Raw genomic sequence first — 12,300 nt, forward strand, 5'->3', positions numbered from 1 at the left:
AGTTGATTTTGAGTCAACGCTTTTTATCACTTAATTTTCTGTTCGGTTTAATTTTCACCACTCTGTCGGCCATTTAAGCAGTTTGGTGAAAATAGCCACATAATTTGCGTTACCCCGCAAGAATTAGTCATGTCTTATTATTGAGGAAAAAGCGCTAACTGTTACACTGTGCGAAGAATAATACGATTCCACAAGGTTTTATCGGGTGTTCTACCCAATGTACGTTAAGGCAAACCTCAAATGAAAATCAAAACACGTTTTGCACCAAGCCCTACAGGCTACCTTCATGTCGGTGGCGCTCGCACCGCTCTCTATTCTTGGCTATACGCCCGTCATAACCAAGGCGACTTCGTTCTGCGTATCGAAGATACCGATCTTGAACGCTCCACACCGGAAGCTATCGAAGCCATTATGGACGGGATGAACTGGTTAAGCCTAAATTGGGATGAGGGTCCTTACTATCAGACCAAACGTTTTGATCGCTATAACCAAGTGATTGACCAGATGCTCGAAGCCGATACCGCTTATCGCTGTTACTGCTCGCGTGAGCGTCTAGACGCATTACGTGAACAGCAAATGGAAGCGGGTGAGAAGCCTCGTTATGACGGTTGTTGCCGAGATACCGAACATGGCCATACTCCTGATGAACCTCATGTCGTACGTTTTCGTAACCCCCAAGAGGGGTCGGTCATTTTTGATGATCAAATCCGTGGACCTATTGAATTCAGCAACCAAGAACTCGACGATCTGATCATTCGCCGTACCGATGGCTCACCTACCTATAACTTCTGCGTAGTGGTTGACGATTGGGATATGGGCATTACTCATGTGATCCGTGGGGAAGACCATATCAACAACACGCCGCGTCAAATTAATATCTTAAAAGCGATTGGCGCAGAGGTTCCTATTTATGCGCACGTCTCGATGATTTTAGGTGACGATGGTAAGAAACTCTCCAAGCGTCATGGTGCTGTCGGCGTTATGCAATACCGTGACGACGGCTTCTTACCCGAAGCATTATTAAATTATCTCGTGAGAATGGGCTGGGCACATGGCGACCAAGAAATTTTCTCTGTCGATGAAATGGTGCAACTGTTCCAGCTTGATGCAGTGAGTAAGTCAGCCAGTGCGTTCAACACCGAAAAATTATTGTGGTTGAACCATCACTACATTACCACGTTGGCCCCTGAATATGTGGCGACACAACTGCAATGGCATATCGATCAACAACAGATCGATACGCGCACCGGTCCAGAGTTGGCTAAATTAGTGACATTATTAGGTGATCGCTGCAAAACGTTGAAAGAGATGGCGGAAACCTGTCGTTACTTCTACGAAGACTTCAATGAGTTTGATGCCGATGCGGCGAAGAAACACTTACGCCCAGTCGCTCGCCAGCCGCTTGAATTGATTTCAGCGAAATTAGCTGCCTTGACCGAGTGGACGACGGAAGCCATCCATAATGCTATCGAGCAAACGGCTGCCGAGCTTGAAGTGGGTATGGGGAAAGTGGGGATGCCGTTACGCGTAGCCGTGACCGGAGCAGGGCAGTCACCTGCCTTAGACGTTACGGTTGAGGCAATTGGTCAACAACGTAGTGTTAACAGAATTGCTCAAGCTCTCGCTTTTATTAGTGAGCGCGAAAACCAAGCGTAGTATTTTAAGCCCCGGCAGTTTAGGCTGCCGGGACTTCCTACGAAGTGATGCCTAATCGACCTAGAATACCACTAATACCTTCTCGTAATAGAAGAGAGGTAAGCTGCGCTTTTTCATCAGGGCTCATTTGCTGGACTGAACTCAGCAAAATCTGGGTGAGTTGATCTTTACGAACCGTATAGTGACTTCGTGGTTCAGCCGCATGGCGCACTGATTTCAAAAACTCAGTGACCTGTTGGTCAATGTGCACTAATCGCGCCTTACCCCCTTGTACACCGGGTTTAGCAACGGTGGTCCATCCTTCACGTTTAATCCACTTATTAATAGTTTGACGCGAGTAGCCCGTTTCCTGCGCAAGTTCTTCAGGTGTCATCCATTCCTTGTTCACAATCAGTTCCTTCTAGTTGATTGTTTTACGTTAACTCGTAATTATGAAAATAACTTGAAGTGGAATAAAATAAAAGAGCTAATCATACAGATTATGCGTTCACTCATACTTTCTCCAATTATCACCGCTAATTAATTAGGAAAGGTCAATAAAATTTGAGGGTGATGGCTTTCGCAGCACTTTGCTGTAATTTTCAGCGATTGCGCGAGGATATAAAAAATGACGTTGACAGTTATCAGCCAGTTACCTATTATTCCGGCGTCAGTGACACTGACACCTTCATTGAAGGGGCTATAGCTCAGCTGGGAGAGCGCTTGCATGGCATGCAAGAGGTCAGCGGTTCGATCCCGCTTAGCTCCACCAAACTCCTCGAGTTTGTGCAATGAAATTCCTAGATGTGGGGGTATAGCTCAGCTGGGAGAGCGCTTGCATGGCATGCAAGAGGTCAGCGGTTCGATCCCGCTTATCTCCACCAATTCTTAATGATTTTCCTTTCGATTTAATCCCTTATTAGATTTTTATTTCTTCAGTTAAGTGAAATTTATTACTTATTAAGCAATAATTACGCGGTGAGCCATTGACGGCTTTACGACACATATCTGAATTTTTATTTGTCAATTGAGATTACGCTATGAAGCTTAAGGGAATTAATGAAGGTTTCTTCATTCTATTACTGTTATTAACGACGATTGCATTTTGCTTTGTCCTTAAGGCCTACTACTCTTCGATTTTTTGGGCAATTATCCTAGCGGTACTGTTTTATCCGCTTAAAACCCGTATCAGAGCATGGTTGGGTGATCGTAATGCGCTCGCTGCGTTTCTTACCCTACTGGTGATATGCCTGATTGTTTTTATTCCATTAGTCATTGTCACTACGTCGCTGGCGTACGAGGGTAACCAACTTTACCAAAGTGTCTCTCAAAACCGAGGGAATTTTGCCGGGGACATCACTCAGCTAATCCAGCATATGCCAGCTTTCGTTCAGAATTTCTTGGAACGCTACGGATTGACCGATGTTAACACCTTGCAGCAGAAAGTCTCCGCATTTGCTATGCAAGGCAGCCATACACTTGCTAACAGTGCGCTAATGATTGGCCAGGGAACGTTTAGTTTCACCGTCGGCTTCGGCATTATGCTCTATCTACTGTTTTTCACCTTAAAAGATGGTTCATACTTAGTTAGCCTACTCTTAGACGCTGTGCCGTTAACGCAACATGCTAAACATCACTTACTTCTAAAGTTTGCGGCAGTCTCAAAAGCAACTGTTAAAGGCACCGTAGTGGTAGCTATCGTTCAAGGTGCTTTAGGCGGCATTGCCTTCTGGTTCTTGGGCGTCGAAGGGAGTGTGCTCTGGGGAGCATTGATGGCCTTCTTGTCCCTAATCCCTGCCGTGGGATCGGCGATTATCTGGGCGCCTGTCGCGATCTACTTCTTGGTATTAGGCCCGGTTTGGAAAGGGTTGTTCCTAATCGCCTTCTTTGTTGTGGTGGTCGGGCTAGTGGATAACTTCCTGCGTCCACTCTTAGTGGGTAAAGAGACCAGAATGCCTGACTACTTGGTATTGATCTCAACCTTGGGCGGAATGGAACTGTTTGGGATTAACGGATTTGTGATTGGCCCGTTAATCGCCGCGTTGTTTATCGCTTGCTGGAATTTACTCTCAGGCCGAGAAAATCAAGATAACGCTGAGCAGATTGATCCTGACTTTATCGCCGAAGGGAAAGATGAAACTGAGGCGTTAAAAGCGAAATTGGCTGAACAGCAGCACAGCGATCAGTCGCCATAATCGCTATTCTTTTTATTGACTCTCTAAGAGCTCATCGTCGATGGGCTCTTTTTTTTGCCTTTGATTAAGCGGACTGAACAGATAAAGACGCTCAGTGCGAAAGGATTATGCGTTCTATGCTAGGCTAAAGTCATGAGTAATGATTAAGTGAATAGAAATGAATACATTTATTGGTTTTAGTCTAGTGGTAGGCATTGGATCAACCTTGGTGTTGGATCTGTGGGGACTCATACTCTTTAGGCTAAAGGGAATGACGCCCACCGATTGGGGCAGCGTTGGCCGGTGGCTATTAGGGCTGCGGCAAGGGAAGTGGGTCGTCACCCAAGGAGATAATCGGCCGCCTTCGGTAGTTGAAAAAGTCAGCGGCTGGTCGTTCCACTATCTGGTTGGTATCGCCTATGCGGTAATAGTCGTGATCGGCTGGGGAATGCCCTTTATCCACACACCGACATTTCCGCCTCTTTTTCTAGTGGGCATAGTGCTGAGCTCTATTGCAGGGCTGACGCTGTTTATGCCTGCGATGGGGGCGGGATTCTGCGGCAGAAAAATACCGCATCAAGCTAAAGCAATTTTAATGATGCTGATTGCCCATACTATTTTTGCGCTTGGTCAGTACGGATTTGCATTGCTCTACGCGAGCACATGAGCGGAGATAAGCGGCTTATTCAGCCGCTTGTAAAGAGCAGAGTGTTAGAGCACCAGGCCGACAATCGCTGCGGAGAGTAAGCTGACTAAGGTTGAGCCGTAGATAAGTTTTAGCCCGAAGCCTGAAACAACATTTCCTTGTTTCTCGTTTAATCCCTTAATCGCCCCGCTAATAATACCGATAGATGAAAAGTTAGCGAAAGAGACTAAGAAGACGGAAAGTATTCCCTCGGAGCGTGGTGACAGCTGCCCGGCCATTTTTTGCAAGTCAATCATTGCCACAAACTCATTCGACATTAATTTCGTCGCCATAATACTGCCGACGCGTAACGCTTCATTGCTCGGCACGCCAATGACCCAAGCGAGTGGATAGAAAATGTAGCCGAGGATATTTTGGAAACTAATACCAAAAATAGCGGTAAATAGAGCATTGACCGCTGCAATAAGCGCGATGAAACCAATCAGCATTGCCGCTACGATCATCGCCACTTTAAAGCCTGCAAGGATATATTCGCCGAGCATCTCGAAGAAACTCTGCCCTTCATGAGTGTTCTTCAGCGACAGGTCTTCTTCTTGTTTAGCCGAGTAGGGGTTAATAATCGATAACACAATGAAGGTGCTGAACATATTGAGGATCAAGGCCGCGACAACATACTTAGGTTGCAGCATGGTCATGTAGGCACCGACGATAGACATCGACACAGTCGACATAGCGGTTGCAGCCATGGTGTACATCCGCCGCTCAGACATCTTGCCGAGAATGTCTTTATAAGCGATGAAGTTCTCAGATTGACCTAAAATAAGTGAGCTAACGGCGTTAAAGGATTCGAGCTTCCCCATACCGTTAATTTTCGAGAGCACTGTCCCGATAAAACGGATGATAATCGGTAGGATTTTGAAATGCTGCAAAATACCGATCAGGGCAGAGATAAAGACTATCGGACACAACACATTCAGGAAAAAGAACGCCATTCCCTTATCGTTTAAGCCGCCGAACACGAAATTTGTGCCTTCTGCTGCATATTTAAGAAGCATGGCGAAGAAGTTTGAGAATCCTTGAACCACACCCAATCCCACGTTGGAGTTGAGGAAAAACCAAGCTAACGCCAGTTCGACCACTAAAAGCTGCAAAATATAGCGGTAAGCTATACTTTTACGGTCTTTGCTAACAATCAACGCTAGAACGGCTATAACTATCAGAGCGAGTACAAAATGAAGTGCTTGTGACATGCATAGTGCCTTAAAACTAAAGGGATAGATCGTAGGGCGCTATTCTAGGGGAGAGTGAAAGTAAAAACGAGTAAAGTTACTTATTATAAGCATTAGATCTCATATTTTTTTGCTAATTGTCGTGGGAAAGATCGATTTGTTATCGATAAAGGGATGTTAGGTTATAGGTAAGCGATCTTCAGTGAGATCAAGTAATAAAACTGTTGCTGATGAGCAAATGAACAGGTACCTTACTACAAGGTATAGCAAAGGCTATACTTTGTAGCGATTGCTATCAGAGTGATTACTTATACCGATTTCTTTTCACTAAGGGGATCGCCTAAAGTTGGACATCATGTTAAACAGGACTCATTTATGTCTAGTCGCCAGAAAACGACAATGCCTTTTATGACTCAACGCAAAGCTAAAATGTCGTTATTAGGTCCGGCTTTTATTGCGGCTATCGGCTATATCGATCCCGGCAACTTTGCGACCAATATCCAAGCGGGTGCCAGTTATGGTTATCAGCTGTTATGGGTAGTCGTATGGGCCAATATCATGGCCATGTTGATCCAATTACTCTCAGCAAAGTTAGGCATCGCGACAGGGAAAAATCTCGCCGAGCATATTCGCGACCGCTTCCCTAAGCCTTTAGTCTGGTTCTATTGGGTACAGGCAGAGATCATTGCGATGGCAACGGATCTGGCTGAATTTATTGGTGCCGCACTAGGGTTTAAACTGTTATTCGGTATAAGTCTTCTTGAAGGGGCAGTGATTACCGGGGTGGTAACCTTCCTGATCTTAATGCTACAAAGCCGAGGACCGAAGCCGCTGGAATGGTTAATTGGGCTGATGCTGCTTTTCGTTGCTGGCGCTTATATTGCTGAATTATTCTTCTCACAACCTAATCCACGTGGATTGCTGGTGGGAATGGCGGTGCCCAAATTACCTGATACTAATGCACTCTATCTCGCGGCAGGGGTGCTTGGTGCAACGATTATGCCGCACGTGATCTATCTTCACTCTGCGTTGACGCAACGTGGTGACGATAAAAATAAAGCGCAACGTTATGCCTCGACAAAACTAGATGTTGCGATTGCGATGACTATCGCAGGTTTTGTGAATTTAGCGATGATGGCGACCGCAGCTGCCGTGTTCCACTTTAATGGTCATACTGGGATAAGTGAACTCGATCAAGCCTATATGACATTAAAACCTTTGCTGGGTAATGCTGCCACTGTGGTGTTTGGCTTAAGCTTAGTGGTTGCAGGGCTTTCCTCAACCGTGGTAGGGACCTTGGCGGGGCAGGTGGTGATGCAGGGCTTTGTCCATTTCAGTATTCCATTATGGCTACGCCGTACTATCACCATGCTGCCTTCCTTTGTCGTCATCTTGGCGGGCATGGACGCAACGAAAATATTGGTATTGAGTCAGGTTGTCTTAAGTTTTGGGATTGCACTTGCTCTGATACCATTGTTGATGTTTACTAACCGAACCGAAATTATGGGTGATCTGGTCAATACCCGCTGGATAAAGCTAGCGGCATGGGGGATCATTCTGATTGTTGTTTCGCTTAATTTGGGATTATTATTCGGCGACTTGATTGGATTATAAGAAAAATTGTCCTCTTAACCTTTTATTGAGTTAACTGGCCTGCGCTTGTTTGGCGTAGGCGTAACGGAGCTCATTGAAACTTAGCTTAGGTTGTTTGACGACTTAAGATGATTTATCCCGAGTGGAGCATTAAAAATAATGACTAAATATGCATTAGTCGGTGATGTGGGTGGCACCAATGCACGGTTAGCACTTTGTGATGTGGCTAACGGATTAATATCGCAAATTGATACTTTTCCAACATCAGACTACCCGAGCCTCGAAGCGGTGATTCGGCACTATTTAGATCAACAACACATCGACGTTGTTGATGCTTGTATCGCTATTGCTTGTCCAGTTAAAGGTGATTGGATTGCAATGACTAACCACCCTTGGGCTTTCTCGATCCAAGCTATGAAAGAAAACTTACACTTCGAACACTTCGAAGTGATTAATGACTTCACTGCAGTTTCAATGGCTATCCCGATGTTAGGGGAGAACGACGTATTAAAATTTGGTGGAGAAGAACCTGTCGCCGATAAACCTATTGCTATTTATGGTGCGGGTACCGGTCTCGGCGTTAGTCATTTAGTGCACGTAGATAAGCGTTGGGTCCCTTTGCCGGGAGAAGGCGGACATGTTGACTTCGCGCCGAACAGTGAAGAAGAAGACCAAATACTTGAAGTCTTACGCGAAGAGATGGGGCATGTTTCAGCTGAGCGCGTATTATCTGGTGCAGGATTAGTGAATCTCTATCGCGGTATCGTTAAGGCCGACAATCGTGAGCCAGCGGAACTCAAACCTCGGGAAGTGAGTGAACGTGCGTTAGAAGATAGCTGTATCGACTGTCGCCGTGCACTTTCTCTGTTCTGTGTCATTATGGGCCGCTTTGGTGGCAACTTAGCGTTAACCTTGGGGACCTTCGGTGGTGTTTATATTGCCGGCGGGATTGTCCCACGTTTCCTTGAGTTCTTTAAGGCGTCAGGCTTTCGCGCTGCTTTTGAGGATAAAGGGCGTTTTCGTGATTATGTTAAGGATATTCCTGTTTACATGATCACCCATGAACAGCCTGGTTTACTTGGGGCAGGGGCGCATATACGCCAAACTCTCGGTTCGATATTGTAAACCGAGAGCTTAACAGGGCTTACGCCCTGTTATTATTTGAGCAGTAGAACGAAAGTCGCTAGCCACAGCACAACAAAAAACGAAATTCCCATCAGTGCATACTTCATAAGATATCCTCTATTATCATTTTATTCCGCTGAATACCTTGGTTACAGCTTATCGTGATCGTACTACGTGATGCATATCACGATTTTGATCCCGCATAATGTACGTTGATTTAACGTAAAAAGAAATATTTCCTTACTGAGAATTAACATCATTGACGCCGCACTGACATGATATGGCTGAACCTCAGCTCATTTTTTTTGATTAAATAACTTGAGAGAGTATTTAAAAAGGCAGTAGAGTAAAAATATCTTCGACTCAGGGATAATGTGATGAATACAGTGGTAATGGCTATCGATCACCATAACAATCTTTCGGCTACGATCGGTCAATTAACGTTACAAGAAGCCCTTCTGCGTAATGCGTCTGTGGTGGTACTTTGCTGCCTACCCACTGAGGGTGGCGTCGAGGGAGAGGTGATGAATATTGAATGCGCGATTGACCAAGTCGTCCAACAGTATGGTCAGCCTAAAGATCCTTTAAACTGTGCTGAGACCGCCGTTCGAGCTGCATTAGTTCCTTTTCAGCAATCTGGTATCCCCGCGCGGGGCCTTCTCTGTCGTGGGGAACCGGCAGCAGTCATTGTTGAGCAAGCGAATAAGCTTTCCGCTTCCATGATTATTATGGGACGTCGGCATCTATCTCCCTTTAACCGACTGTTTAAAGGCTCTGTTAGCGCTGAAGTGCTCGAAACCGCGAGCTGTCCGGTGTTAATTGATTTATGTGCTGGTCTCAGCGATAGTTAGTGGCTCATTTTCCGTGGTTAGAAGAGAAAATTAACAATTTCAGGCTTATTCTCCCGATAAAATTAGCTATATTCTAAAGATTGAGGGCTGGGTTATGATCCAGATTATCTTTCTCGTCTAATGCTCTAATTACCCACTATTTCCTCTTTGACTCATTGTTATGGTGAAGATTAGACAGAGTAGTGAAATTAACGGATATCATTTGTGCGTAAAGCGACTCTTATTGTCATTTTTATCATCATCTTAGGTGCTATTGGTTATCGTTTACACTCTCGTTCAACGGATTCGCACCAGCTTGCGCAGCAACAGGCTTTAGCCCAATTCGCCGCATTACCAGGCTATCGTTTACTTAAACAGCAAGAGCCGCAACTATGGCAAGAAGTGAGAGAGTCTTTTCTCCATTCATTAGCAGCAGGGCATAGTCAGCAACAAGCGATTGGCGAAGTACGTGGCCAGCTAACGGAATTAGTGAATCTTAGAATTGTTAAGGCAGATGACCGTGCGGTAACGGATTACATTGCTGTCGCAGTGCAAGAGATGCAGGCATTAAATTCGGTCTCGGCAGAAAGTTGTTATCGTTTTCTTTATCCGCAGGTCTCAGGTGGCGTAAATATTGGTACCCTCTTGAGCGCTCAGATGAATCAAGCTGATCAACAAGCTTTAGAACAACTTTTCCTTCATAGCCTAGGCAGTGATCGAACACGCGATATCAAGGCCGCGCATACTGCGCTGAACGAGGTAGTGAAAAGGCTTTATCCACACTGGGGTAATCAATTACAGCAACTTAATCAACCGGAAGATTTAGCGACAGATCACCAGAAGCTTTGCGTGATGTCTATAGACCTTTACCGCACGATTTTAAAACTTCCGCAGCCCGAGGCCGCGAACCTCATTCGACAGATGGTCGTCGGCTGATAATTAGTAAGAATCTACTGATAATGAACTTCAGGCCCCTATAACACGGTATTGGGTGCCATTATCTCGGTTATAGTAGCGAGATATCAGGTTTGAACTCATTATGGAAGGCTTACATGTCGAAGAATAGGGCACTTTTGGTCGGAATAGTCGTCAGTGTATGTACCCTGATAGCCGGGTGTGCGAAGCAACAGCCAGGAGGCTTTACCGAGATTGACCACGATAAGGTTGCTCATACTTATCAATTCCGTTATCAATCTCATAAGCTCGATCACGCTGCTCTTAACGCCTACATTACACAACGTTGTGCTCAACAAGGTTTTGATAAAGTGGATCCTTTACCAGAGGAAGCTGGCTCACTACCTGGTTACACGACCCGTTGGTTCCAATGCAACTATAAGATCAAAAATTAAGGATGTTAGCCAGCGCTTCGCTGGCTAATTGTTGAGATTATTCACACTTAACTAACACTGTCGTTCCCCTTACTTCTATTTTCCTTCTTTCCCGCTACACTTTAATTACTTTCCATTTACTGCACATCTTTAGGTAACAGTTGGTCCACTAAAAACTCTTAAATTATTATGATTAATTCTGTTCATATCAGGCGATAAGCGTAAAATAGTTTGATAAAAATCAATGTGTTAAATGATTTTACTATCTGTTAAGTTTTATCATTAATTGTCTTTTAATTGTAATGTAAGAGGTGGCAATGTTCGGGCTTGATGCATTTCATCTGGCAAGATTACAGTTTGCGTTTACTGTATCTTTCCATATTTTGTTTCCGGCGATCACGATCGGGCTAGCGAGTTTCCTCGCCGTGCTAGAAGGGTTGTGGTTAAAAACGAAAAACGAAACCTATCGCGATTTGTACCATTTTTGGATCAAAGCTTTCGCGGTTAACTTCGGTATGGGTGTCGTTTCTGGGCTAGTAATGGCCTATGAATTTGGGACTAACTGGAGCGGATTCTCCCAAGTCGCAGGAAGCATCACGGGTCCCATGTTGACCTATGAAGTGCTGACAGCATTCTTCTTGGAAGCTGGCTTCCTTGGGGTAATGCTATTTGGCTGGAATCGCGTAGGGCCTGGCTTGCACTTCTTCGCAACCTGTATGGTGGCATTGGGTACCATTCTGTCGACCTTCTGGATCCTAGCCTCCAATAGCTGGATGCAAACGCCGCAAGGCTTCAGTATCCAAAACGGTGTAGTGATACCTGAAAGTTGGATGCAAATCGTCTTTAACCCTTCATTCCCGTTCCGATTGCTGCATATGAGTACCGCCGCTTTCTTGGCGACAGCGTTTTTCGTTGGGGCTTCAGCGGCTTGGCATCTACTGCGTGGAAATAAAACGCCTGCCATCAAGAAAATGTTATCCATGTCATTATGGATGGCTTTGATCGTTTCACCTATTCAAGCATTCTTAGGTGATGCACACGGTCTGAATACACTTGAGCATCAACCCGCGAAAATTGCCGCGATTGAAGGTCACTGGGAAAACCCTCCGGGTGAGCCGACTCCACTGATCCTGTTTGGTGTGCCAGATATGCAACAGGAAAAAACCAAATATGCGCTGGAAATCCCTTATTTAGGGAGTTTGATTCTGACGCATAGCCTCGATAAGCAAGTTCCTGCATTGAAAACCTTCCCGAAAGAGGATCGTCCTAACTCGACGATTGTTTTCTGGTCATTCCGTGTGATGGCCGGGTTGGGCATGCTGATGATCCTGTTGGGAGTCGCCAGCCTATGGATGCGTTATAAAAAACGTCTTTATGATTCTCGTCCATTCTTGTGGTTCACTTTGTTAATGGGACCTTCTGGTTTGTTAGCAATGTTAGCTGGTTGGTTCACGACTGAAATTGGGCGTCAGCCTTGGGTTGTTTACGGTGTGTTACGTACGCGTGATGCCGTTTCTCCTCACAGTGCATTACAAATGACCTTTAGCTTGATTGCCTTTATTGTCGTCTACGCATCGGTATTCGGCATTGGGTATGTGTATTTGATTCGCTTAATCAAGAAAGGCCCGGTCGAAGGCGAGGGAAGAGAAGAGATCCATGGTGGTCCAGGTCAACACCACACGCCGGCTCGTCCACTCTCTGCCGTAGATGCCTCTAAGAAACCAGAGGAGAAAAAATAAC

The 12,300-nt window shown here is 45.3% G+C and carries 12 protein-coding genes and 2 tRNA genes; 11 read left to right on the plus strand and 3 right to left on the minus strand.

Annotated features, from left to right (window positions below):
* The first annotated feature begins 240 nt into the window (after positions 1–240).
* Positions 241–1,656, plus strand: a complete 1,416-nt coding sequence (gltX, locus tag HGT71_RS06755; protein ID WP_048912374.1) for a glutamate--tRNA ligase — start codon at positions 241–243, stop codon at positions 1,654–1,656.
* 37 nt (positions 1,657–1,693) lie between these two features.
* On the opposite strand, the gene HGT71_RS06760 is transcribed toward gltX, so the two are convergent.
* Positions 1,694–2,044, minus strand: coding sequence for a YfeC-like transcriptional regulator (locus HGT71_RS06760; protein WP_214217108.1), 351 nt, complete (start codon positions 2,042–2,044; stop codon positions 1,694–1,696).
* Positions 2,045–2,331: 287 nt separating this feature from the next.
* On the opposite strand from HGT71_RS06760, the gene HGT71_RS06765 reads away from it, so the two are divergent.
* The 4 genes from HGT71_RS06765 to HGT71_RS06780 all read left to right on the plus strand — a co-directional run bounded on the left by HGT71_RS06765 (position 2,332) and on the right by HGT71_RS06780 (position 4,476).
* Positions 2,332–2,407, plus strand: a tRNA-Ala gene (locus tag HGT71_RS06765).
* A gap of 36 nt (positions 2,408–2,443) precedes the next feature.
* Positions 2,444–2,519, plus strand: a tRNA-Ala gene (locus HGT71_RS06770).
* A gap of 156 nt (positions 2,520–2,675) precedes the next feature.
* Positions 2,676–3,830 (plus strand): AI-2E family transporter, encoded by a 1,155-nt coding sequence (locus tag HGT71_RS06775; RefSeq protein WP_214217109.1) that lies wholly within the window; start codon positions 2,676–2,678, stop codon positions 3,828–3,830.
* Positions 3,831–3,987: 157 nt separating this feature from the next.
* Entirely contained in the window at positions 3,988–4,476 is a 489-nt protein-coding gene (locus HGT71_RS06780) for a DUF2938 family protein (protein WP_214217110.1), read from the plus strand.
* Between the two features lie 44 nt (positions 4,477–4,520).
* Here the strand turns inward: HGT71_RS06780 and HGT71_RS06785 are convergent, their stop codons facing one another.
* Positions 4,521–5,705 (minus strand): NupC/NupG family nucleoside CNT transporter, encoded by a 1,185-nt coding sequence (locus HGT71_RS06785; RefSeq protein ID WP_214217111.1) that lies wholly within the window; start codon positions 5,703–5,705, stop codon positions 4,521–4,523.
* A gap of 354 nt (positions 5,706–6,059) precedes the next feature.
* Between HGT71_RS06785 and HGT71_RS06790 the strand changes: the two genes are divergently transcribed.
* Positions 6,060–7,298, plus strand: a complete 1,239-nt coding sequence (locus tag HGT71_RS06790; RefSeq protein WP_214217112.1) for an Nramp family divalent metal transporter — start codon at positions 6,060–6,062, stop codon at positions 7,296–7,298.
* Between the two features lie 138 nt (positions 7,299–7,436).
* Positions 7,437–8,402 carry a glucokinase gene (gene glk, locus HGT71_RS06795; RefSeq protein ID WP_214217113.1) on the plus strand — a complete coding sequence of 322 codons (966 nt, stop codon included), beginning with the start codon at positions 7,437–7,439 and terminating at the stop codon, positions 8,400–8,402.
* A gap of 32 nt (positions 8,403–8,434) precedes the next feature.
* Here the strand turns inward: glk and ypdK are convergent, their stop codons facing one another.
* Entirely contained in the window at positions 8,435–8,509 is a 75-nt protein-coding gene (gene ypdK / locus HGT71_RS06800) for a membrane protein YpdK (protein ID WP_099824793.1), read from the minus strand.
* 270 nt (positions 8,510–8,779) lie between these two features.
* Here ypdK and HGT71_RS06805 point away from each other — a divergent pair, with 270 nt between their 5' ends.
* The 4 genes from HGT71_RS06805 to HGT71_RS06820 all read left to right on the plus strand — a co-directional run bounded on the left by HGT71_RS06805 (position 8,780) and on the right by HGT71_RS06820 (position 12,299).
* Complete coding sequence (locus tag HGT71_RS06805) at positions 8,780–9,253, plus strand: universal stress protein (RefSeq protein ID WP_214217114.1); 474 nt, start codon at positions 8,780–8,782, stop codon at positions 9,251–9,253.
* A gap of 204 nt (positions 9,254–9,457) precedes the next feature.
* Positions 9,458–10,168, plus strand: a complete 711-nt coding sequence (locus HGT71_RS06810; protein WP_214217115.1) for a hypothetical protein — start codon at positions 9,458–9,460, stop codon at positions 10,166–10,168.
* 116 nt (positions 10,169–10,284) lie between these two features.
* Positions 10,285–10,581 carry a hypothetical protein gene (locus HGT71_RS06815; protein WP_214217116.1) on the plus strand — a complete coding sequence of 99 codons (297 nt, stop codon included), beginning with the start codon at positions 10,285–10,287 and terminating at the stop codon, positions 10,579–10,581.
* Between the two features lie 296 nt (positions 10,582–10,877).
* Complete coding sequence (locus HGT71_RS06820) at positions 10,878–12,299, plus strand: cytochrome ubiquinol oxidase subunit I (RefSeq protein ID WP_214217117.1); 1,422 nt, start codon at positions 10,878–10,880, stop codon at positions 12,297–12,299.
* The last annotated feature ends 1 nt before the right edge of the window (position 12,300 follow it).

The organism is Rosenbergiella epipactidis, assembly GCF_018494055.1.
In the GTDB taxonomy this organism is placed as follows: domain Bacteria; phylum Pseudomonadota; class Gammaproteobacteria; order Enterobacterales; family Enterobacteriaceae; genus Rosenbergiella; species Rosenbergiella epipactidis.